Genomic DNA, 22,057 nt, shown 5'->3' on the forward strand with positions numbered 1-22,057 from the left:
CTCTACGGCCGTAGCCGGCCGCCTTGCGCGGTGATCGCCTGCGCCAGTTCGATTGCCGGGCCGCGCTTGGTCCGGCGCGCTGTGCGAACCACGAATTCGACGCTGCCGAGTGGCGGCAAACCCGAGTCCTGCACCGTGTCCAATCCGTCCGGGATGAAGCCTTGGGCCTGCGGCGTGATCCCGAGGCCGGCCAGCGCCGCGGCGCGCAGCCCGCTCAAGCTGCCGCTGGAGCAGACGATGCGCCAGGGCCGTCCGGACCGCTCCATCGCTTCCAGCACCACGCTGCGGCTGACACTCGGCGGCGCGTAGAGGATCAGGGGCAGGGGCTGCTCGGGATCGAGCCGCATGCCGGGTGCGCCGGTCCATACCAGGCGGTCCTGCCACACCAATTGTCCGAGCGCGTCGCCGGGCCGGCGCTTGCCCAGCACGAGGTCGAGCTCGCCGGCATCGAACTGCTGGTACAGCACGGCGCTCAAGCCCACCGTCAGCTCGAGATCGACCTGCGGATGGCGGCGGACGAAATCGCGCAACAGATCTGGCAGGCGCGAGCTGGCAAAATCCTCCGCAGCGCCGAACCGGACCTTGCCGCGCACCTGCGACCCCGCGAAGTAATCGCGGGCGCGCGCATTGGCCTCGAGGATCGGGCGCGCGAAGCCGGTCATCGCCTCGCCGTCGGCGGTGAGCACCACCGAATGGGTGTCGCGCACGAACAGGCGGCGGCCGGCGGCGGCCTCGAGCTTGCGGATGTGCTGGCTCACCGTCGACTGCTTCAGGCCGAGCCGGCGGCCGGCCTCGGTGAAGTTCTGCGTCTGCGCCACGGTGAGGAACGTCTCGAGCTGGGTTGGGTCGAGCATGGCGGCGATCTCGTCATTACATAACGTAATGACAATAACACCGGTAAGCGCGGTTCACAATCGACATGGTCAGGCGCACCTTTCACCCAAGGAAAGGAATTGACCATGACCCTCAGCCGCCTGCGATCATTCGTGCCCGTCGATCCCTACATCGCCGCCATCGTCGGCATGGTCGGCCTTGCCACGCTGCTGCCGCTGCACGGGCAGGGCACCGTGATCGGCGGCTACGCCACCGATCTCGCGATCGCGCTGCTGTTCTTCCTTCACGGCGCCCGCCTGTCGACCACCGAGGCGCTGGTCGGCGCCCGGCACTGGAAGCTGCATCTCGTGATCTTCCTCTCGACCTTCGGCCTGTTCCCGCTGCTCGGGCTCGCGGCCCATGCGCTGGCGCCGCATCTGTTGACGCCGGCGTTGTGGGCGGGCGTGATCCTGATCTGCATCCTGCCGTCGACCGTGCAGTCCTCGGTCGCCTTCACCTCGATCGCGGGCGGCAATGTGTCGGCGGCGTTGTGCTCGGCGACCGCCTCCAATCTGCTCGGCATCGTCGCGACGCCGCTGCTGGCCGGCGTGCTGCTCTCCAGCCATGGCGGGTTCTCCGGCAACGCCGCGCTCGACATCGTCGTGCAATTGCTGCTGCCGTTCGTGGCGGGGCAATTGTCGCGGCCGCTGATCGGCGGCTTCGTTGCCAGGCATCATGCGGTGCTCGGCCTGGTCGACCGCGGTTCGATCCTCCTGATCGTCTACACCGCGTTCAGCGACGGCGTCAGCCACGGCATCTGGCACCAGGTCAACGCGACGCAGATGGCGATCGTGCTCGGCCTCGACGCGGTGCTGCTGGCGGTGGTGCTGCTGATCACCAATTTCGGCAGCCAGCTGCTTGGCTTCTCACGCGCCGACCGCATCGCCATCATGTTCTGCGGCTCGAAGAAGAGCCTGGCGAGCGGCCTGCCGATGGCGAGCGTGCTGCTCGCCGGTCAGTCGGTCGGGTTGATCGTGCTGCCGCTGATGCTGTTTCACCAGATCCAGCTGATGACCTGCGCGGCGCTGGCGCGGCATTATGCGGGTGCGGAGGAGGCGGCCACGCGCGGCGCGGTGCCGGTGCTGGTAAAGGCGCATTGAGCCAAGCCTCCCGCTGTCGTCCCCCGGCTCGACCGGGGGACCCAGTACGCCGCGGCTTCTCCGTAACTCACCGGCGTCTCTGGAATACTGGATCGCCCGGTCGAGCCGGGCGACGACACCGTCAGTTTGGCGAGCGATGCGCCCAAACGCCCGGCGCTACGCGACGCGCAGGCCCTTCGCGATTTCCTTCTGCGCGTCGAATTCGCGGCTCAGCCGTGCCAGCTCGTCCGCACTCAGCGCCTCGGCGTTGCTGTAATCGCGCTTCCACGATGCATCCGCGCTCCAGCGCAGCGGCGACTGCACGGTGGTCTGCGGACCCGGCGCGGACTCCAGCACGCGCAGCGCGAGCTCCAGCGTGAACGCCTGCGAGGCCTCGTCATGCGGCTTGCCGGCGGAATTGCCGAGCGGGAAATCGGAGAACAGGAAACGCGGCACCGCGGCGTGCTCCACGATATCCTTGGCGCAGCCCATCACGACGGTCGGGATGCCGTTGGCCTCGAGATGGCGTGCCACCAGGCTGACGGTCTGGTGACACACCGGGCAGTTCGGCACCAGCACCGCGACGTCGACCTTGTCGTCGCGGCAGCGCTTGAGGATCTCGGGCGCGTCGGTCTCGATGGTGACGCGGTGGCTGCGGTTGGTCGGCGCTCCGAAGAAGCGCGGCGCGACTTCGCCGATTTGGCCTGCCGCAGCGAGGCGCTTGAGCTGCGCCAGCGGGAACCAGGTGCCGCTGTCGGTCGCCGTGGTATGGGTGCGGTCATAGGCGATGTGCGAAATCCGCAGGTCGTGCTGCCGCGACGTGTCGCCGTCATAGACCGAATAGAACTTGGCGCCGCCATTGTATTTCGCGCCCGGACCCTGGTCGCCCTTGGCCGCATCGAACGGCGCCGCTGTCGTGATGATGGCGACGCGAGACTGCTTCAGCGGCTTGTTCAGCGGCTGGAACGGCGCGGAGGTGTAATGCGCCCAGCGGTAGGGGGTGGTGTAGCCGATCGCCGCGTAATAATCGCGGGTCCGCTTCATGTAGCCGATCGGGGCGTCGTCGTCGGGGGCAAAGCCGGTTTGATCGTCTGAAGCTGCGGCCATTTTGCGCTCCCTTTTGCGCGCCATCATTTCAGTCCATAGCTAGACCACGAGCTTGCGGTGTCAAGCCGCGCCAGCGCGGGAACAGATTTGCCATGCGAACAGGTCTTTGCGCCGCATTGGTCCTGCTTGTGATGCTGGTGCCGACGCTCGGTGCCGGCGCGGAGGACGCGCCTGCCGCGAAGCCTGAGCCGGCCCCCGCCGAGCAGCCCACACCACCGGCGCCACCGGCGGAGAAACCTGCCGCAGCCCCAGTGGACATGCCGGCGACGCCTGCCGAGCCGCCCGCGGCGGCCGACAAGCCCGCGGACGACGCGCGCGAGAGCGACACCCGCGAGGCGATGTGCCTGATGATCGAATCGGCGGCACGGTCCAACGACCTGCCGCTCGAATTCTTCGCGCGCGTGATCTGGCAGGAGAGCCGCTTCCAGGCCGATGCGATCGGCCCGATCACCCGCAACGGCCAGCGCGCGCAGGGCATCGCGCAGTTCATGCCGGGCACCGCGAACGAGCGCGGGCTGCTCGATCCCTTCAATCCCGTGCAGGCACTGCCGAAGTCGGCCGAATTCCTCAGCGAGCTGCGCAACCAGTTCGGCAATCTCGGCCTCGCGGCGGCAGCCTACAATGCCGGCCCGCGCCGGGTGCAGGACTGGCTCGCCGGCACCGGGGCGATGCCGCAGGAGACGCGCAACTACGTCTCCGCGATCACCGGCTCGAGCGTCGACGACTGGGCTGCCGCTGCCCGCAACAACGGCAAGATGCCGGAGCGTCCGCCGGCCAAGAGCTGCCGCGAGTTGATGGCGTTATTGAAGCGCGCGCCCAATCCGTTCGTGGCCGGGCTCGAGCAGCACATCACGCTGTCGGCGGCTAAGGTCTGGGGCGTGCAGCTCGCCGCTGGCTTCAGCCGCGACAAGGCGCTTTCGATGTATGCCCGTGCCATCAAGCGGCTGTCCAACGTCATCGGCGACCAGGATCCGAGCTTGCTCTCGTCGCGGCTGCGCAGCCGTGGCAGTGCGACGTTCTACCAGGTGCGGATCGGCGCCGACAGCCGGCCCGAGGCCGACGGCCTGTGCAGCCGCATCCGCAAGGCGGGCGGCGCGTGCTTCGTGCTGAAGAACCGGGCGTGAGGCACGGACTTCTCCACGTCATTGCGAGGAGCGAAGCGACGAAGCAATCGATCTGTCCGAGCAAGCGGAGCAATGGATTGCTTCGCTTCGCTCGCAATGACGAGTGGGATTATCGCCACTGCATACCGGACCTGTGCCATCCCTTGCTTGACCCTGCATTCATCGCGCCCTAAGCCGCCGCGATTGCAAAACCATCCGGTTCCCCGTGGCGCTTCCTCCGCTCGATTCTCCGCAATGGCAGACCTCGTTCCGCGCCTTCCTATGGGGCGCGCGGTCGATCGGCGCGACGGTGCTGACGCTGGTGCTGTTCGCGACCTATCTCGGCATCGGCGCGCTGGCGCATGATTCAGGATTCTCGCTGGGCTGGACCCTGGCGAGCACGGCGTTCGTCTGGGCGGGGCCGGCGCAGATCATCGTGATCACGACGCTCGGCTCCGGCGCCACGGTGCTGCAATCGGCGATCGCGGTCACCGTCAGCGCGATCCGGCTGTTCCCGATGGTGGTGTCGGTGTTGCCGATGATGCGCACCGAGGACACCAAGCGGCGGCATCTGATCCTGGTCGCGCATCTGACCGCGGTGACGCTGTGGGTCGAGTGCTTCCGCTTCCTGCCGCAGGTGCCGCGCAACCGGCGGATCGCCTTCATCCATGGGCTCGGCTGCGGGCTGGTCACGGTCTGCCTGATCGCCAACACGATCGGCTATACGCTCGCGGCCAATCTGACGCCGCTGTTGGCGGCCGGCATGCTGATGCTGACGCCGCTCGCCTTCCTGTTCTCGACCGCGCGCAATTCCCGCGAGCTCGCCGACGTCATCGCACTGGTGCTCGGCCTGCTGCTGTTCCCGCTGGCGGCGATGCTGAACAGCGGCGTCGACATCCTGGTCAGCGGCGTCGTCGCGGGAACCATTGCCTATGGCGTGCACCGGGCGCGGGCAGGCACCGTGAGGGCGCGCGCGTGACTGGTTTCATCGGTGACTGGCACGCGCTCGCGATCCTGTTCGTTGCAGGCGTCATCCCCAACCAGATCTGGCGCATGCTCGGCCTGTGGTTCGGCGGCGGCATCGACGAGAACTCCGAGCTGCTGGTCTGGGTGAGGGCGGTCGCCACCGCGATCCTCGCCGGAATCATCGCGCAGATCCTGGTGCAGCCGCCGGGCGCGCTCGCCAGCGTGCCGGACTGGCTGCGCTACAGTTCGGTCGCCGCCGGCTTCGTCGCGTTCATGCTGGCGCGGAAATCGATCTTCGCCGGCGTCATCGTCGGCGAGGTCGTCATGATCGCAGGCAAATACTGGCTCGGCTGATTGCAGCGATCGCATTATCCGCTACTCTCGTTGCCCAATAACAAGACAGCGGGGAAACGGCATGCAGCGGCGCGCATCATCGCCATTCATTGTTGCTTTGACGGCGTTGCTCGCGGCGGTGGCGCTGCCGGCGCGCGCGGCGGACTATCCGGTACGTCCGATCAAGCTGGTGGTGCCCTATGCCGCGGGAGGACCGACCGACGTGCTCGGCCGCGTCGTCGGCGAATATCTCGGGCGCGATCTCAAGCAGGTGGTCGTGGTCGAGAACAAGGCTGGGGCGCAGGGTGCGATCGGCGCCGAGGCGGTGGCGCGCTCCGATCCCGATGGCTACACGCTGTTCGTGACGGCGGCCTCGATCTTCGTGCTCAACCCGCTGCTCTACAAGAAGCTGCCCTACGATCCGGCGCGGGATTTCCGCCTGCTGTCGGTGATCACGGATTCTCCGATGATCATGGAGGTGAATCCCTCGGTGCCGGCCAAGACCGTTGCGGAGTTCGTCGCCTACGCCAAGAAGAATCCCGGCAAGCTCAATTTCGGATCGGCGGGGACCGGTGGCACGGTTCATCTCGCCGGTGAGATGTTCAAGCAGATGGCCGGCGTCGAGATGACCCATGTGCCCTACAAGGGCGCCGGACCCGCGTTGCAGGATCTGCTGTCCGGCAACATCCAGCTGATGTTCGACACACTCGGCACCGCGCTGCCGCCGGTGAAGTCCGGCATGCTGCGCGCGCTCGGCGTCAGCTCGACCGCGCGCATTGCCGACCTGCCGGATCTGCCGACGATCGCCGAGAGCGGCTATCCCGATTATGCGGTCAGCGTCTGGTATGGTATTGCAGCGCCGTCGAAAGTGCCTGACGAGATCGCCGGCAAGATCAAGGCGAGCCTCGACCGGGCCTTGAACGACGAGGCGTTTCGCGCTTCGCTGGTCAAGATCGGCTTTCCGCCGCTGCGCCCGAAGAGCCAGGCCGAGATCGACAAGTTCGTGGATACCGATCGCGCGCGGTGGGCGGGCGTGGTCAAGGCGCTCAACATATCGCTGGACTGACACATGGTACGTGAAATGGAATTGCGCCAGGGCGAGGTCGCCGTCGACATGCCGGCGGCGCGCGATGCCGGGCTCGTCTTCATCGGCCGCATCCGTACGCCCTGGACCTCGCGGCTGGCGACGCCGCGGCAGGGGCGGCACGACGGCCCGGTGTGCCGGCTGGAGATTTTCGAGCCCTGGGTCGCCGCCATCAAGGGCGTCGATTTCTACTCGAACCTCGAAGTGCTGTACTGGCTGCACCAGTCGCGCCGCGACATCGTGCTGCAAAGCCCGAAGAACAACGGCAACACCCGCGGCACCTTCTCGCTGCGCTCGCCGGTGCGGCCCAATCCGATCGGGACCTCGGTCGTCAAGCTGGTCGGGGTCGAGGGCAACGTCATTTTGGTCCGCGGCCTCGACTGCCTCGACGAGACGCCGCTGATCGACGTCAAGCCCGACCGCTGCGAGTTTACCCCGCTGGCCCCGCCGCAGCCGGGCGATTTCGAGACGGAGTAGGTCGTCATTCCGGGGCGTCGCGCAGCGACGAGCCCGGAATCCATGGCGCCCCCAGCTCGGTCGCTCGTCAGTTCGGGATTCGTGGAGGAATGGATTCCGGGCTCGCGCCAAGAGGCGCGCCCGGGAATGACGCTGACGGCGTCACTTCAACGCCGCAATCAACTTCGCCGCATTCGCCTCCAGCACCTTGCCGTCTTCCTTGAGGCTGGCGGGCGGCAGCAGCGCGACGCCGTCCTTGCGCGGCATCACGTGCATGTGGAGGTGGAACACGACCTGGCCGCCGGCGGGCTCGTTGAATTGCTGCACGGTGATGCCGTCGGCCTCGAACGCTTTCATCGCGGCGGCCGCGATCTTGTGTGCCGCGCGCGCGACATGGGCGTAGTCGTCCGGCGTGATGTCGAGAATGTTGCGGGCAGGGGCTTTCGGGATCACCAGCGTATGCCCGGGCGAGCGCGGCATGATGTCGAGGAAGGCGAGCACGTGCTCGTTCTCATAGACCTTGTAGCAGGGAAACTCGCCGCGCAGGATCTTTGCGAAGGGGTTGTTGTTGTCGTAGGCGGCGGGCATGGCGGCGTCTCCTGAATTTTTTTGGAAGGCTAATGTCTCGGTCACGGGCCAAACGTCAAGCGTCGTCCTCGGCGGTCTTGCGGAACGGGCCGGCCTCGGTGAGCTCGCGGCCGACCTCGGCGACGTAATCGCGCTCGCGCTTGAGGTAGTCGGCGATGGCGTTGCGCAATCCGGGGTCGGCGATGAAATGCGCCGAGTGGGTGGTCTGCGGCAGGTAGCCGCGCGCCAGCTTGTGCTCGCCCTGCGCGCCAGCCTCGACCACCTTGAGCCCGCGTTGAACCGCGAAATCGATCGCCTGATAGTAGCAGACCTCGAAATGCAGGAACGGGTGGTGCTCGACCGCACCCCAGTTGCGGCCGAACAGCGTGTCCGAGCCGATGAAATTAATCGCGCCCGCGATCCAGCGACCGTCGCGCTTGGCCATCACCAACAGCACGTCGCGGGCCATGCTCTCGCCGATCAGCGAGAAGAACTTGCGGGTCAGATAGGGCCGGCCCCATTTGCGCGAGCCGGTTTCCATGTAGAACTCGAAGAACGCGTCCCAGGCCTCCTCGGTGATATCGGTGCCGGTCAGCCAGTGGATCGTGATCCCGGCCGCGACCGCTTCGCGCCGCTCGCGCTTGATGGCCTTGCGGTGACGCGAGTTCAGCGATCCCAGGAAATCGTCGAAGGTCTTGTAGCCTTCATTGTGCCAGTGGAACTGCTGGTCGGTCCGTTGCAGGAAGCCATGCGCGCCGAGGAACCTGGCCTCGTCCTCGCGGGCGAACGTCACATGCACGGAGGAGGCCTCGGTGGCGTTGCAGAGCGCCCGCAGGCCGCGCGCCAAAGCGGAGCCGATCACCTCGCGGTCGACGTCGCCCCGGATCAACAGCCGCGGCCCGGTCGCCGGCGTGAACGGCACTGAGACCTGGAGCTTCGGGTAATAGCTGCCGCCGGCGCGGTGATAGGCCTCGGCCCAGCCGCGGTCGAACACGTATTCGCCCTGCGAGTGCGATTTCAGATAGCAGGGCACGACGCCGACGATCCGGCCGTCGAGTTTGGCGATCAGATGCCGGGGGCCCCAGCCGGTGCGCGGGCAGGCCGAGCTGGAGGCCTCCGCGGCGGCAAAAAAGGCATGGGAAACGAAGGGGTTATAGCTCGAACCTGCGATCTTCTGGCAATCGCTTGCGGAGCCGGGCGAGGCCAGGGTGTCGAGCTGGTGAATGCTGTCCGCGTCCGCCTTCGGATTGGCGCAGGCGTCCCACTCGGCCGCCGGAATGGCGCCGATGTCAGCTAGAGCTTCCAGGGTGATTTCAGAAGACGCCATCGAGAATGAAGACCGGTGCCTTGTCCGAGCATGAAACTTCCGGAACAGCTGGCTCCACTTCCGGATCATGCTCCGCAATCCGCCATCGCCGATGACGACCAATGCCTGACCAGCCCCTGCAAAGATCGTGCATCGCAGCGACGACTTCAAGGCTGCGAAGGGACATGTCAGGTTCCCGGCACAAACCCTTCAAAGATCATCTGATCGGCGTAGCGCGCGGCGCGTTCGCGCTGCTCCGCGGTCCGCACGGTCCAGGCCAGCAGCGGACAGCCGAACAGGTTGCGGGCGATCCAGGGGGCCGGTGCCGGGAGCTGGTTGACCCAGAAGGCAACGAAGTGCGGCTGGGTGTTGAAGCCGTGGCGCAAATACAGCATGCCGTCGCGCTGCGCCGGCGACAGCTTGTCCCAGTAGCCGTCGTCATAGGTACGCTGGGCGGTGATGCCACGTGGCAGCGCCGGCATGGTCTCGCGCAGCGCCAGCACCTGGTCGGGGTCGAACGACATCCCGACCACAGGGCCGGAATAGGAGGCGAGCACCTCGGCCATCCGCCGCACCAGCCTGCGGTCGCCATCGAAATGGCTCTTCACCTCGACCACCAGCGGAACGCGGCCGGAGACCAGCGCGCAGAGATCGCCGAGCGTCATCATCTGCTCGGAGGTGTCCTTGAACCTGACCGCCTTCAGTTCGGCCGCCGTCTTGGTCGCCAAGAGCCCCGAACCTTCGGTGAGGCGACCAAGCGCATCGTCGTGATGCACCATCGCCTCGCCGTCGGCGGTGAGCTGGATGTCGCACTCGATGGCGAAGTTGCCGGCGACCGCGGCGTTGGCCGCGGCCGGCATGTTCTCGATGATGCCGCGCGCGGCATCGTGCAGGCCGCGATGGGCGACCGGCCGCTTGGTCAGCCAATCCGGGGCGCGCATCGCTCAGGCGACTTCGAACACGCCTTCGACTTCGACCGCGGCATCCGCGGGCAGTGAGGCGACGCCGACCGTGGTGCGGGCGTGGCGGCCCTTGTCACCGAAGGCTTCGACCATCAGGTCGGAGGCGCCGTTGAGGACCTTCGGACCGTCGAAGAAGTCGGGCGCCGAATTGATGAAGCCGCCGAGCCGAACCACGCGCACGACCTTGTCGAGATCGCCGAGCGCGGCCTTGATCTGGGCCAGCAGGTTGATCGCGCAGCCGCGTGCGGCGGCCGTGCCTTGCTCGATGGTGACGCCGGCGCCGAGCTTGCCCTTGGCGATCAGCTTGCCTTCCGCGTTGAAGCAGACCTGACCCGAGACGAATAGCAGATTACCGCTGCGTACGAAGGGGACGTAGTTTGCGACCGGGGAGGTCGGCTCGGGCAAGGTGATGCCCTGTGATGCCAGCTTCTGTTCGACGGTACCCGCCATCTCTGATCCCCCAATTGAATTGCACGACGCCTGAAACGCGGTCAGGGCCAAGTTGGTTTCGAGTGTTTCGCCCATCGGGCCGCCGGTTGCAAGCGACGGCGAGGTGCGGGCTAGGCGGCCATTGCGTGCGGAATCGCACGAAAAGCTGCCGAAAAGGACGGCATTCTCACTCCCGCATTGCCATTTTGTCAGACTTGCCCCAGTTGCGGCACAATACCACCGTCACTATTGTGGCGAATCCCTGCCTCCCCGAGGACGAATCATGACCCTGCCGTTTCGGAATCCGTCGCGTGCGCTGCTGCTGACGATCGCCGTTGCCGCGGCATCCGGTCTCGTTCAAGGGTCTGCCGCTGCGGCAAGCGGACCGTTTCTCGCGCACCAGGCGCTGTACGATCTCAGCCTGGTGAAATCGCGCGGCACCAATTCGGTCAGCGATGCGCGCGGGCGCATCCTCTACAATTTCTCCGGCAATTCCTGCGAAGGCTACACTTCCGAATTCCGCCAGGTGTCGGAACTCGACAGCGGCGAGGGCAAGGTGACGCTGTCCGACCTGCGCTCCTCGTCCTGGGAGGACGCCGCGGGCAAGAGCTATCGCTTCAAGATCGACACACGGATGAACGACAGTGAATCGTCACCGGTCGACGGTGTCGCCGAGCGCGTCGGCGATCATATCACCGTGAAGCTGACCCAGCCGGTGAAGAAGACGTTCAATCTCGACGGCAGCGTGGTGTTTCCGACCGAGCAGATCCAGCACATCATCGCCGCCGCCCGCGACGGCAAGTCGGTGCTGGAACAGACCGTCTATGACGGCTCCGACAATGGCGAGAAGGTCTACAACACGCTCACCGTGATCGGCCGACCGATCACGGGCGACCGCGCGCCGTCCTCGCCCGATCCGTCGACGGCCAGCGATGCGATGAAATCGATGACGCGTTGGCCGGTCACCGTCAGCTATTTCGATCGCGACGCGCGCGCCAAGGACGGCGAACAGACGCCGGTCTATTCGATGGCGTTCGAGCTCTACGAGAACGGCGTCTCGCGCGCGCTGGTGCTGGATTACAACGATTTCGTGATCTCCGGCGCGCTGGACAAGTTCGACGTCAGGGATTCCAAGCCCTGCAAGTGAGGGGCAGGCCGTAGCCACCCGCTCGCCGTCGTCCCGGGCAAGCGAAGCGCGACCCGGGACCATAACCACAGGGTTAGATTGTTAGGCGGGCTGTGGCTCCAGCGTCGCGCAATAATCACCCTGGGTGGTTATGGGTCCCGGCCTTCGCCGGGACGACATCGGAGCGAGGCCGCGAGACCACTCTGGCCGGAACCAGCAGACGCGAGTACGCTTCCCGAAACATTCGTGTCAGGGAGGCACATCATGAGCAAGCGCGACCATCTTCGCCCCAGCGGCCTGCATCACAATCCGGCATACTCCCACGTCGTCGTCGCATCGGGCGCGCGCACGATCTACATTTCCGGACAGGTATCCACCGACGAGGAGGGCCGGGTGGTCGGCGCCGGCGATCTCGCCGCGCAGACGACGCAGGTGATGCAGAACCTCGGCCTGGCGCTGAAGGCGGCCGGAGCCAGCTATTCCAACATCGTCAAGATCACGACTTTCGTGGTCGGCTACAGGCCGGAGCTCCGCCCGATCATCGGCAAGGCGCGCTCGGCGTTCTTCGAGGGCATGGAGCCGCCGGCCTCGACGCTCGTCGGCGTCACCGCGCTCGCGGCGCCGGAATGGCTGATCGAGATCGAGGCGATTGCCGTCGCGGATTGAGCGCAGTGCTTCCCCGTCATTGCGAGGAGCGAAGCGACGAAGCAATCCATCGTTCCGCATATGCTGAAACATGGATTGCTTCGCTTCGCTCGCAATGACGGAACTGGCGGGAGCTCGAGCCGCGCCTAGAGCCTTTCCCGTTCCGATGGAATCGGAACGGGGCTCTAGGTTCTTGTGTTGACGCGTTTTCTTTACGCGAACCGGTATCCACTTCGCTCAAAAACGCTCTAGTCTTCCGCCGGCTTGGCCGGCCCGTCATAGGCGATGCCCCTGATGACGGCGGCATTGCCGAATTTCTTGCGCAGATTGTCGATCGCGCGTTCGGCGTGTGCCGAGCGGCGGTCGAGCATGTCGGAATCATTGGCCTGCGCGCCCGGGCGCAGTGCGCTGACGCCGGCGCCCATCAGGCGGAAGGCGGTGCCGTCGATCTCCTTGATCAGCATCTCACGCGTCACCGCAAAAATCTTCGCGGCCAATTGGGTCGGCGTCTGGATCGATTGCGAACGGGTGCGCTGGCGGAAGTCGGCGGTCTTCAGCTTCAACGTGATGGTGCAGCCGGAGAGGTCGCTGCTCTTCAGCCGCGCCGAGGTCTTCTCCGACAGCTTCCAGAGCAGCTTCTCCAGCGTCGCAAAATCGCGGATGTCGGTCTCGAACGTGGTCTCGCTCGAGATCGTCTTGGCGCCGCGATCGGGGACAACGCTGCGGTCGTCGATTCCGCGCGCCAGCCGCCACAACCTGCGGCCTTCGCTGGCGAACTGTTTCATCAATTCGTTCTCGTCGGCGCGCTGCAAATCGGCGATGACGCGGAAGCCGCGCTGCACCAGCTTCTCCTGGGTCGCGGGGCCGACGCCGTAGATGAAGCCGACCGGCTTGGCTGCCAGCATCTCGCGCGCCTCCTCCTGGTCGAGCGCGGCAAAGCCCCTCGGCTTGTCGAGATCGGAGGCGATCTTGGCAAGGAACTTGTTGCAGGACAGCCCGACCGACACCGTGATGCCGATGTCGCGCTCGACGTCGCGGGCGAATTTGGCGAGCACCTTGGCCGGGATCATGCCGTGGACGCGCTGCGTGCCAGCGAGATCGAGGAACGCCTCGTCGATCGACAACGGCTCGACCAGCGGGGTCAGCGCCTGCATCGCCTGGCGCACCTCACGCCCGACCCGGACATATTTCGCCATGTCGGGCGGGATCACGGTCGCGTCCGGGCAGAGTTCCAGCGCCTTGAACATCGGCATCGCTGAGCGGACGCCGTAGGTGCGCGCGATGTAGCAGGCAGCCGACACCACGCCACGCTTGCCGCCGCCGATGATGACGGGGCGGTCGGCGATCTCAGGATTGTCGCGCTTCTCGACGGTGGCGTAGAACGCGTCGCAGTCGATATGCGCCAGCGAAAGCGTGGGCAGGGCGCGGTGCCGCACCAGCCGCGGCGAACCGCAATGGCTGCATCGCTTGACCTTGATATCGAGATCGCCGAGGCAGTCTCGGCAGAAACTGAGCGGGCCGTCCGAAGCTGCCGCTGCCGTGGTCACGGCACGTCGCGCTCCCATTTCGGGTCGCCCAGCGCCTGATGGGCGGCGGCGATGTTGGTCGGGTGCAACTCGGAGGCCTGCGCGAACGCCTTCACGGTGGCGTCGTCGCGCATCACGAAATCGAGCACGCTCGCGAGAAATTGAGGATTGGATGCGGCATTGCGTAGCGTCTCCGGACCGATTCCGGTCTCGGCCAGGAACAGGCCCAGCCGCTCGGGATCGCCGGCAATGAAGCCGAGCGCCTGAATCGCAACGATTTCAGCAACTTCGCGTGGGTTGTGAACAGGCTTTTTCAACGCGCCGGTTTGCCTTTCCGTTAACTTATGGTCTCTATTGAGAGGCCCATCATGCCCGAGTCTTCCGCTTGGGTTCAAGCAACGGAAACCACGCTGCGGAAGTTGGACTTCGGGTTAACGGGTTAGAGCGATTCTGGCGCTAGTTTGAATTCACATTTTCGACGCGCCCCGAGCGCGGTACGTGAGGTGCCGCAGCCGGGCCCGTCTCCTGGGTTTGGGAGGGACGGGATGGCCAAAACCGTCCTGATCGTGGAGGACAATGAGCTCAATATGAAGCTCTTTCGCGATCTGTTGGAAGCGCACGGCTATCAGACTTCGGGCACCAGCAATGGCTTCGAAGCGCTCGACCTCGTCCGCAAGCTGCGTCCCGATCTCATCCTGATGGATATTCAACTGCCTCAGGTCTCCGGCCTCGAGGTCACGCGCTGGATCAAGGACGATCCCGATCTGCGCACGATTCCGGTGGTCGCAGTCACCGCCTTCGCCATGAAGGGCGACGAAGAACGCATCCGCGAGGGCGGCTGCGAAGCCTATTTGTCCAAGCCGATCTCGGTCGGCAAGTTCATTGAGACTGTCCGACGCTTTATCGGATAGGGGAGTTGGGTTGCGATGTCCGCGCGTATCCTCGTCGTCGATGACGTTCCGGCGAACGTCAAGCTGTTGGAAGCCCGTCTGTCGGCCGAATATTTCGATGTGCTGACGGCGTCCAACGGGACCGAGGCGCTGGAAATCTGCGCGCGTGCCGAGTGCGACATCATCCTGCTCGACGTCATGATGCCGGATCTCGATGGATTCGAGGTCTGCCGCCGCCTGAAGTCGAACCCGGCGACCCATTTCATTCCCGTCGTCATCGTCACCGCGCTCGACAGCCCGGCCGACCGCGTGCGCGGCCTGGAGGCCGGCGCCGACGATTTCCTGACCAAGCCGGTGTCCGACGTCGTGCTGATCGCGCGCGTGCGCTCGCTGACGCGGCTGAAGATGATGACCGATGAGCTGCGGATGCGCGCCATCACCTCGCTCGAGATCGGCATGCAGGCGCCCGAGCGCAGCGCGATCGCTGATCGTGGCACCGGCGGCCGCATCCTGCTGGTCGACGACCGGCCGTCATCCTATGAGAAGCTGGCGCCGATCCTCGCCGCCGAGCACACCGTCGACGTCGAGGTCAATCCGTCGGAGGCCTTGTTCCACGCCGCCGAGGGCAATTACGATCTCCTGATCGTCTCGCTTAGCCTCGATAATTTCGACGGCCTGCGCCTGTGCAGCCAGGCCCGCTCGCTGGAGCGCACCCGCCAGGTCCCGATCCTGGCCATCTCGGATGCCGACAACAATGCGCGGCTGATGCGCGGGCTCGAGATCGGCGTCAATGATTACCTGCTGCGTCCGGTCGACAAGAACGAACTCCTGGCGCGGGCGCGCACCCAGATCCGCCGCCGCCGCTATACCGATCATCTGCGCGACAACGTGCAGAACTCGATCGAGATGGCGATCACCGATGCGCTGACCGGCCTGCATAACCGGCGCTACATGGAGAGCCATCTCGGCACGCTGGCGGAGCAGGCTTCGATCCGCGGCAAGCCGCTGGCGCTGATGATCCTCGACATCGACTACTTCAAGGCGATCAACGACACCTACGGCCACGACGCCGGCGACGACGTGCTGCGCGAATTCGCCGTCCGCATCCGCAAGTCGATCCGCGGCATCGATCTCGCCTGCCGCTATGGCGGCGAGGAGTTCGTGATCGTGATGCCCGAGACCGATCTGCATGTCGCCGGCATGGTCGCCGAGCGGCTGCGCCGCTCGATCGCGGGCGAGCCCTTTGCGGTCGAGAAGGGCGGCAAGCGGATCACGGTGACGATCTCGATCGGGCTCGCCACGCTGGAGCGCAAGGGCGAGCAGGTTGCCGACGTGCTCAAGCGCGCCGACAATGCGCTCTATCGCGCCAAGCACGACGGCCGTAACCGCGTGGTGTCGGCGGCGGCATAGTCGCCTTTCGTAGCCCTGAAGCCAACGGGGCTACGAAGTCGCTCTCGCGCGAAGCGCTGTCCTGCCTTCCGAGATCTTCGCGCCAATCGTCTGCGCCGCCTGTTGCAGGCGCGACAGATAGCGGCGGGCGAAAGCGGCTTCGCTCATCGCCGAGGACCGCCATACGATGTTGACGCAGCCGAGCAGGCGTCCCGTGCTGAGGATCGGCACCGCGATGCCGATGTCGCCCTGGCCGATCGGTGCGGGGACGCCGGTTGTTGCCCGGCAACCATAGCCCTTGCGCCGCGTGTGCTCGAGCACCGCGTCGATGCTCTGGCGGGGCGCGCTCCGGTTCGCCACCTGGCAGGCCGCGGCGATGGCCTGCTGCCGTTCGGCATCTCCGCAATAAGCGAGCCAGGCACGGCCGAGACCCGACCCAAGCAGCGAGACGCGCAGGCCCACCGGGACCGGCGCGATCGCGAGCGGCGTCAGGGCCCGGTTGCTCTCGATGATCTCCATGGTGCCTTCGCGGTAGACACCGACGTCTGAGGGCCACGCGATGTCCCGGCACAGATCGTGCAGCACGGCCGTGCTGCAATCGAGCAACTGCTCCTTCGCCTCCGAAGCCGCAGATATTCGTCCCCGCGAAGTGCGCCGCCAGCAGCCATCGGCGAGCCGCTGGCTGACATAGCCGCGGCGTTCGAGCGTCGACAACAACCGCAGCAGCGTCGGCTTCGGCAGCGTCGTGATCCGGTGCAATTCGTGCAGTGCCATCCCGTCACGCGTTTCCAGCGCTTCCAGAACATCGAGGCCGCGTGACAGGGCCCTGACCGTGTCGTGCTCCATCTGTCCGTTCTTCCGTTGCCGCCGGGACATATCTCTGTCCCCGCACGTTCCACTGTCCGGAACGCTGGTTCAAGAGCAATTGAAGGCCGCCGCAGGGCCTCTTAGGCTCGCCGCCGGACAATGTGGGAGGTCTCGATGCCAAAGATGACCCGTCGGCGGTTGATCAACTCGGCGGCTGCAACATCCGTCACGCTGGCTCTCGGGCAGGGGGCATTGGCGCGGACGCCGGCGAAGCAGCCGAACATCATCTTCATCCTCGCCGACGATCTCGGCTATGCGGACCTCTCCTGCTACGGTCCGTCGGAGATGCACACGCCGAACATCGATCGGATCGCTGCCGGCGGTCTGCGCTTCCTGCAGGCTTATGCCAATTCGGCAGTGTGCTCGGCGACGCGCACCGCGCTGATCACCGGGCGCTATCAATACCGGCTCCGTCTCGGCCTGGAGGAGCCGCTCGCCGGCGCCGGAAAGACCGTTGGCCTGCCGCCGGAAATGCCGACCATTCCCTCCCTGCTGAAGAAGTTGGGCTACGGCACGACGCTGGTCGGCAAATGGCACATGGGGGAGCTGCCGAAGTTCGGCCCGTTGCAGAGCGGCTACGAGCACTTCTACGGCTTCCGCGGCGGTGCGATCGACTATTACGCACACCAGGGGCCGGACCATAAGGACGATCTGTGGGACGACGACCTGCCGATCCACAAGGTCGGCTATGCGACCGAGCTGTTCGGCGATCGCGCGGTCAGCGTCATCGAAGGTTATGCCAAGGCCAGGCAGCCGTTCTTTCTCAGCCTGCATTTCAACGCACCGCACTGGCCGTGGGAGGCGCCCGGCGATCAGGCCGAGTCGGAGCGGCTCGCGGCGAAATCGCTGTTCGATTTCGACGGTGGCTCGCTGCAAACTTATCGCCGCATGGTCGGGGCGATGGATGCGCAGGTCGGCCGCATCCTGCGCACCCTCGAGGCCAGGGGGATCGCCGACGATACAATCGTGGTCTTCACCAGCGACAATGGCGGTGAGCGGTTCTCGAACACCTGGCCGTTCACCGGCCACAAGACGGAGCTGCTGGAAGGCGGCCTGCGCATTCCCGCCGTCATCCGCTGGCCTGCCAAAATCACCGCGCGCCGTACGCATGACCAGGTGATGGCCAGCATGGATTGGTTGCCGACGCTGCTGGCGGCGGCGGGCGGGGCGCCGGATCCGGCCTATCCGTCCGACGGCATGAACCTGCTGCCGGTGCTGACCGGCAATCCGGCGCCGGTGCCGCGCAAGCTGTTCTGGCGCTACAAGGCCAATGCGCAGCGTGCGGCCCGCGACGGCGACTGGAAGATCCTCAAGATGCTGGACCAGACCTTCCTGTTCAATGTGGTGGCCGATCCGCTGGAGCGCGCCAATCTCAGGGATCGTCACCGCGATATCTACGACCGCATGGTCGCGCAATGGACCGAGTGGAACAAGGACATGCTGCCGGAAGTGCGCGAGAGCTTCACCGACAGTTTCGACAGCAGCCAGCTCGCGGATCATTTCGGCGCGCAGAAGGCCAGCGGCCAGCCGGACCTCGACGAAGCCTTTCCACAGCAGACCCGATAAGTGATGGCGCGGGCTAGCGCCCGCGCTTCACCGCGTCATAGGCCATCCGCTTGAACTCGAACGAGAACGGATGCACGAACGCCATCTGGCGCTGCGCCATCATCACGCCGGCAATGCCGGTCTTCGGCGAGATCCACCATTGCGTGCCGGCAACGCCGCCCCAGTAGAATTCACCGGCCGCATCGGGATGATCGATCGGTGACGGATTGAGGATCAGGCCGCCGGCAAGCGCGTGTGCCTTGCCGGGCTGTTCGCCCATCAGCGCGAAGCGGATCCATCGCCCTTCGGGCAATTGGTTGGACATCATCATTGCAATGGTGTCCGGCTTCAGCAGCGTCGGTCCGCCCGGCAGCAGGCTGCGGATCAGCGCCACCATGTCGGGCAGCGTCGAGACCAGGCCGCCGCCGCCGCTGAGCCTTGCGACCGGGCGCAGATAGGCACCGGGGAACGGCGCATTGTCGGTGCGGGTGAGGCCCGGTTTCATCGGCTCCATGAGATCAGCACCGGCATAGTACGCGACGAGGCGACCCTGATCCTGCTGCGGAACGACGAAGCCGGTATCGACCATGCCGAGCGGATCGAGGATGCGGGCCTTGATGAACTTGTCGAAGCTCTGGCCGCTGACGACTTCCACCAGGCGTGAGGTTACGTCGGTCGCGAGCGAGTACTCCCACGACGTCCCCGGCTGATAGATCAGCGGCAGATCGGCGAGCACGTCCACCATCTCGGCCAGCGTCGTATTGGGGTTGTGCACGCCGCGCTCGTTCAGCGCCTTGAAGATGACGGTGCCGGGATCAAAGAAGCCGTAGCTCAAGCCGGCAGTGTGACTGAGCAACTGGCGGATCGTGATCGAACTCTGCGCCGGCTCGGTATCGTCGATCGACGTCGCGCCCGGGCGTAGCACCTTGCGGTTTCCGAGCTGCGGGATGAAGGTCTCGATCGGATCGTCGAGCCGGATATGGCCGTCCTCGAGCAGCAGCAGCGCGGCGCAGGAGGTGATCAGCTTGGTGTTGGAGAACACCCGGAAGATGTGGTCGGTGCGCAGCGGGATCTGCGCTTCCTTGTCGGCCCATCCGACGCAGGACACGTCGACCAAGTCGCGACCGACCATGACCGCGGAGGAGATGCCGGAGAGGAGATTGTTGTCGATATAGCGCTGCATGGCCGCGCGCGCCGGCGCGAAATCGTAGCCGGTGGCGGTCACCTTCAGATCTTCCATGGTCGTTCCCCTGTTGCGCCGTGCTGCTCGCGCGGTCGTCGGCAATGTCGCGTGACGGAATATTCCGGTCGGCCATCTCGCGTGCGTGGCGCTACCAACCAAACGGAACCTGTTTGCGCAACCGGATTTATCCGCCGCGCTTGTTGTCCGCCGGCGCGGCGTTTGCGACCTTGACCCCGGCGTTCGCCAGCAGCACGCGGGCGGCTTCCTTGGCCGCGCGCGCCATCGCTGGATCGTCGCGCACCAGGTCCTGTGCGATCGAGCCGTCGACCAGCAGCGTGAGCTGGGTCGCAAGTCCCTCGGCATCGGCGACGCCAAGTTGGCGCAGCAGATCGCGAAACCAGATCCGCCGGCTTTCCTTGAAGGCGATGGCGATGTTGCGAACGCTGCGGTCCTCGTCCTCGGGACCGAGTTCGGCCACCGCGTTTACGAACGGGCAGCCGCGAAAGTCCTTGGCCGAGAAGCGGCGTTCCAGCGAATCGAAGGTCGCGAGGATCTGCTCGGCCGGCGGCTTGTCGGAAGGCGGAGGTCGCACGAAGCGACGCTGCAGATAGGCTTCGATCAGCGCATCCTTCGACGGAAAGTGATTGTAGAGCGTGCGCTTGCTGATGCCGATCTCGGCCGCAATGGTATCGACGCCGATCGCGCGAATGCCCTGCAGGTAGAACAGTTTGTCGGCGGTCTCGAGGATCCGCTCTTTCATGGTCTGTTTGGGAGGCGGGGAAGCCATGCGCCGGCCGTGATCCTCTTCGCTTGACAGGACTACCCCCGTATAGACTAATTACACAGGTCTGTGTAACCAAAACATGGCTGAATCGCAGGCCGTGGCGTTCGTGCGGCGCCGATCCGGGAGAACAAAAACAATGCCCCTGCTACAGGTCCTGCGTCCCACGCTTCCGATTCTGATCGGCGCCTCCATCATGCTCACGCTGAGCATGGGCCTGCGGCAGAGCCTCGGCATCTTCATGCAGCCGCTGACACACGACATCGGCATCTCGGTGTCCCATTTCACGCTGGCTCTGGCGGTGCAGAACCTCGCCTGGGGTTTCCTCCAGCCGTTGGCCGGCGCGATGACCGTGCGCTACGGCTTCCGTCCGATCATGGTGGTCGGCGCGTTGGCTTATATCGCGGGCCTCGTGCTGATGACGATGGCGCATGGCCTCTTCAGCATCATGATTGGCGCCGGCGTGTTGATCGGCATTTCGCTCGCCTGCACCGCGAATGCGATCGCAATGTCGGTCGCCGCACGCGCGGTGCCGGAGATGGTGCGCTCGACCGTGCTTGGCATGGTTTCCGCCGCGGGCTCGCTCGGCGCCCTGTTGTCGGCGCCGATCGGCCAGATGCTCAATGAAGGTTTTGGCTGGCGCGTCGGGCTCGCGGGCTTTGTGATTCTCTCGATCGGCATGATTCCGGCCGCGTTGTATGCCGGCCGCGTCGACAGGATCCCGCTGCCGAAGCCCGCGGGCGACGACATCGGCAACGCCACGGCGGCGACCGCGGCGAAGACCGCGTTCGGCAATGCGTCCTTCGTGGTGATGACCTGCGCCTACATGGTCTGCGGCATGCAGCTCGTGTTCCTCACCACGCATCTGCCGTCGTATCTGGCGATTTGCGGCCTCGATCCGATGTTGAGCGCGCAGACGCTCGGCATGATCGGCGGCTTCAACGTGCTGGGCTCGCTGTTCTTCGGTTGGGCCGGCCAGCGCTGGAACAAGCTGGCGCTGCTGGGCGCGATCTACATCCTGCGCTCGCTGGCGCTCGCCTGGTACTTCATGCTGCCGGCAACGCCGGGCTCGACGCTGTTGTTCGGCGCCATCATGGGCTTCCTCTGGATGGGCGTCGGGCCGTTGGTCGCGGGCGCGGTCGCGGAGATGTTCGGGCTGCGCTGGCAGGCGATGATCCAGGGCCTTGCCTTCATGAGCCATCAGATCGGCAGCTTCCTCGGTGCTTATGGAGGAGGGGTGATCTACGACTCGCTGGGCTCCTACACCATGGCCTGGCGCATCGGCGTCGCGCTCGGGCTGGCCGGCGGCATCATCCAACTGGCGTTCGCGCTGATCCGGCCCTCGCAGCCGCCATTGCTCAAGGCGGCCTAGCGTCCATTCCCGGTCAAGCGGCGACTGCCCGTACCCAGGACAGTCGCCGCGTCTTGCCTAGTTTTCCATCGATCGCTTGCTACGAGAACGTGCAACAGAGCGCGAAGCCGTTCCGTGCGCGGATTGAAGGGCTCGCGCTTTCAAGGCGTTACGCTGTAAGCGCCGGTGGCATGAATCTTGATTGAATATGGCTAGAAATCGTGCCGGAAACCGTCGCTGAGGTTCCGGCCTGGGGACCCATGGGAAGGGCTGGCCGCGATGAGGCTAGTCGCCGTCATTCTCCAGCGATCCGCGCACCACGGCCTTCGCCGCGCCGCCGAGCAGGAAGCTGTTGTGCCGACCGTCCGGTGTGGCGCCGCTGCGGTTTTGCGATCGCGTCACCCAATCGAATCTCCTCGAACGCAATTCCAATCACTGCGCCGCAGACGGCCGTTCGGCGTTCACGCCACGGCATTCCGAACACCAGCA

At 65.7% G+C, this 22,057-nt stretch carries 24 protein-coding genes; 12 read left to right on the forward strand and 12 right to left on the reverse strand.

From position 1 onward, the window contains the following. Positions 1 to 2: 2 nt before the first annotated feature. Complete coding sequence (locus tag B2W55_RS09950) at positions 3 to 854, reverse strand: LysR family transcriptional regulator (RefSeq protein ID WP_024581340.1); 852 nt, start codon at positions 852 to 854, stop codon at positions 3 to 5. 120 nt (positions 855 to 974) lie between these two features. On the opposite strand from B2W55_RS09950, the gene B2W55_RS09955 reads away from it, so the two are divergent. Then, the gene (locus B2W55_RS09955; protein ID WP_200894409.1) at positions 975 to 1,973 is read left to right on the forward strand and encodes a bile acid:sodium symporter family protein; all 999 of its coding nucleotides are present in this window, start codon (positions 975 to 977) and stop codon (positions 1,971 to 1,973) included. Between the two features lie 156 nt (positions 1,974 to 2,129). Here B2W55_RS09955 and B2W55_RS09960 read toward each other — a convergent pair whose 3' ends face one another. Then, on the reverse strand, positions 2,130 to 3,059 hold the full coding sequence (locus tag B2W55_RS09960) for a glycine/sarcosine/betaine reductase selenoprotein B family protein (RefSeq protein ID WP_024581342.1): 930 nt from the start codon (positions 3,057 to 3,059) through the stop codon (positions 2,130 to 2,132). Positions 3,060 to 3,151: 92 nt separating this feature from the next. Here B2W55_RS09960 and B2W55_RS09965 point away from each other — a divergent pair, with 92 nt between their 5' ends. The 5 genes from B2W55_RS09965 (at position 3,152) to tsaA (ending at position 7,022) form a co-directional block, all read left to right on the forward strand. Beyond that, positions 3,152 to 4,183: a lytic transglycosylase domain-containing protein gene (locus B2W55_RS09965; RefSeq protein WP_024581343.1), complete on the forward strand. Its 1,032-nt coding sequence runs from the start codon at positions 3,152 to 3,154 to the stop codon at positions 4,181 to 4,183. A 205-nt stretch (positions 4,184 to 4,388) separates the two neighbouring features. Next, complete coding sequence (locus B2W55_RS09970; protein WP_024581344.1) at positions 4,389 to 5,141, forward strand: AzlC family ABC transporter permease; 753 nt, start codon at positions 4,389 to 4,391, stop codon at positions 5,139 to 5,141. Then, the gene (locus tag B2W55_RS09975) at positions 5,138 to 5,482 is read left to right on the forward strand and encodes an AzlD domain-containing protein (protein WP_024581345.1); all 345 of its coding nucleotides are present in this window, start codon (positions 5,138 to 5,140) and stop codon (positions 5,480 to 5,482) included. The genes B2W55_RS09970 and B2W55_RS09975 overlap by 4 nt, the downstream gene beginning before the upstream one ends. 61 nt (positions 5,483 to 5,543) lie before the next feature. Further along, on the forward strand, positions 5,544 to 6,527 hold the full coding sequence (locus B2W55_RS09980; protein WP_024581346.1) for a Bug family tripartite tricarboxylate transporter substrate binding protein: 984 nt from the start codon (positions 5,544 to 5,546) through the stop codon (positions 6,525 to 6,527). Positions 6,528 to 6,530: 3 nt separating this feature from the next. After that, positions 6,531 to 7,022, forward strand: a complete 492-nt coding sequence (gene tsaA / locus B2W55_RS09985) for a tRNA (N6-threonylcarbamoyladenosine(37)-N6)-methyltransferase TrmO (RefSeq protein WP_024581347.1) — start codon at positions 6,531 to 6,533, stop codon at positions 7,020 to 7,022. Positions 7,023 to 7,163: 141 nt separating this feature from the next. Here tsaA and B2W55_RS09990 read toward each other — a convergent pair whose 3' ends face one another. The 5 genes from B2W55_RS09990 to B2W55_RS10010 are packed head-to-tail and all read right to left on the reverse strand — an operon-like array spanning position 7,164 to position 10,286. Further along, a complete protein-coding gene (locus B2W55_RS09990; RefSeq protein WP_024581348.1) occupies positions 7,164 to 7,589 on the reverse strand; it encodes an HIT domain-containing protein in 426 nt (141 codons plus the stop codon). Between the two features lie 55 nt (positions 7,590 to 7,644). Next, the gene (locus B2W55_RS09995) at positions 7,645 to 8,895 is read right to left on the reverse strand and encodes a GNAT family N-acetyltransferase (protein ID WP_024581349.1); all 1,251 of its coding nucleotides are present in this window, start codon (positions 8,893 to 8,895) and stop codon (positions 7,645 to 7,647) included. After that, the gene (locus tag B2W55_RS10000; RefSeq protein ID WP_145987273.1) at positions 8,882 to 9,061 is read right to left on the reverse strand and encodes a hypothetical protein; all 180 of its coding nucleotides are present in this window, start codon (positions 9,059 to 9,061) and stop codon (positions 8,882 to 8,884) included. The genes B2W55_RS09995 and B2W55_RS10000 overlap by 14 nt, the downstream gene beginning before the upstream one ends. Position 9,062: 1 nt before the next feature. After that, the gene (locus tag B2W55_RS10005; protein ID WP_024581350.1) at positions 9,063 to 9,815 is read right to left on the reverse strand and encodes a glycerophosphodiester phosphodiesterase family protein; all 753 of its coding nucleotides are present in this window, start codon (positions 9,813 to 9,815) and stop codon (positions 9,063 to 9,065) included. A gap of 3 nt (positions 9,816 to 9,818) precedes the next feature. Continuing rightward, positions 9,819 to 10,286, reverse strand: coding sequence for a RidA family protein (locus B2W55_RS10010; protein ID WP_024581351.1), 468 nt, complete (start codon positions 10,284 to 10,286; stop codon positions 9,819 to 9,821). Between the two features lie 262 nt (positions 10,287 to 10,548). On the opposite strand from B2W55_RS10010, the gene B2W55_RS10015 reads away from it, so the two are divergent. Next, positions 10,549 to 11,412 (forward strand): cell envelope integrity EipB family protein, encoded by an 864-nt coding sequence (locus B2W55_RS10015; RefSeq protein ID WP_024581352.1) that lies wholly within the window; start codon positions 10,549 to 10,551, stop codon positions 11,410 to 11,412. Positions 11,413 to 11,655: 243 nt separating this feature from the next. Beyond that, positions 11,656 to 12,057 carry a RidA family protein gene (locus B2W55_RS10020; protein WP_024581353.1) on the forward strand — a complete coding sequence of 134 codons (402 nt, stop codon included), beginning with the start codon at positions 11,656 to 11,658 and terminating at the stop codon, positions 12,055 to 12,057. A 227-nt stretch (positions 12,058 to 12,284) separates the two neighbouring features. Here the strand turns inward: B2W55_RS10020 and B2W55_RS10025 are convergent, their stop codons facing one another. Further along, positions 12,285 to 13,601, reverse strand: a complete 1,317-nt coding sequence (locus tag B2W55_RS10025; RefSeq protein ID WP_024581354.1) for a DNA polymerase IV — start codon at positions 13,599 to 13,601, stop codon at positions 12,285 to 12,287. Next, a complete protein-coding gene (locus B2W55_RS10030; RefSeq protein ID WP_024581355.1) occupies positions 13,580 to 13,879 on the reverse strand; it encodes a DUF3572 domain-containing protein in 300 nt (99 codons plus the stop codon). Before B2W55_RS10030 ends, B2W55_RS10025 begins: the two co-directional genes overlap by 22 nt. Positions 13,880 to 14,107: 228 nt before the next feature. Between B2W55_RS10030 and B2W55_RS10035 the strand changes: the two genes are divergently transcribed. Further along, positions 14,108 to 14,473, forward strand: coding sequence for a response regulator (locus B2W55_RS10035; protein WP_016845968.1), 366 nt, complete (start codon positions 14,108 to 14,110; stop codon positions 14,471 to 14,473). 15 nt (positions 14,474 to 14,488) lie between these two features. Further along, complete coding sequence (locus B2W55_RS10040; protein ID WP_024581356.1) at positions 14,489 to 15,862, forward strand: PleD family two-component system response regulator; 1,374 nt, start codon at positions 14,489 to 14,491, stop codon at positions 15,860 to 15,862. 30 nt (positions 15,863 to 15,892) lie between these two features. On the opposite strand, the gene B2W55_RS10045 is transcribed toward B2W55_RS10040, so the two are convergent. Then, a complete protein-coding gene (locus B2W55_RS10045; RefSeq protein ID WP_024581357.1) occupies positions 15,893 to 16,687 on the reverse strand; it encodes a helix-turn-helix domain-containing protein in 795 nt (264 codons plus the stop codon). Positions 16,688 to 16,822: 135 nt separating this feature from the next. Between B2W55_RS10045 and B2W55_RS10050 the strand changes: the two genes are divergently transcribed. Beyond that, the gene (locus B2W55_RS10050; protein WP_024581358.1) at positions 16,823 to 18,274 is read left to right on the forward strand and encodes a sulfatase family protein; all 1,452 of its coding nucleotides are present in this window, start codon (positions 16,823 to 16,825) and stop codon (positions 18,272 to 18,274) included. A gap of 13 nt (positions 18,275 to 18,287) precedes the next feature. On the opposite strand, the gene B2W55_RS10055 is transcribed toward B2W55_RS10050, so the two are convergent. Together B2W55_RS10055 and B2W55_RS10060 are read right to left on the reverse strand one after the other, a co-directional pair. Continuing rightward, positions 18,288 to 19,493 (reverse strand): serine hydrolase domain-containing protein, encoded by a 1,206-nt coding sequence (locus B2W55_RS10055; protein WP_029879122.1) that lies wholly within the window; start codon positions 19,491 to 19,493, stop codon positions 18,288 to 18,290. 127 nt (positions 19,494 to 19,620) lie between these two features. Continuing rightward, entirely contained in the window at positions 19,621 to 20,223 is a 603-nt protein-coding gene (locus B2W55_RS10060) for a TetR/AcrR family transcriptional regulator (RefSeq protein WP_024581360.1), read from the reverse strand. Positions 20,224 to 20,356: 133 nt separating this feature from the next. Between B2W55_RS10060 and B2W55_RS10065 the strand changes: the two genes are divergently transcribed. Continuing rightward, on the forward strand, positions 20,357 to 21,589 hold the full coding sequence (locus B2W55_RS10065) for an MFS transporter (protein WP_024581361.1): 1,233 nt from the start codon (positions 20,357 to 20,359) through the stop codon (positions 21,587 to 21,589). The last annotated feature ends 468 nt before the right edge of the window (positions 21,590 to 22,057 follow it).

The sequence above is a fragment of the Bradyrhizobium sp. UBA2491 genome, assembly GCF_002341725.1.
Classification (GTDB): domain Bacteria; phylum Pseudomonadota; class Alphaproteobacteria; order Rhizobiales; family Xanthobacteraceae; genus Bradyrhizobium.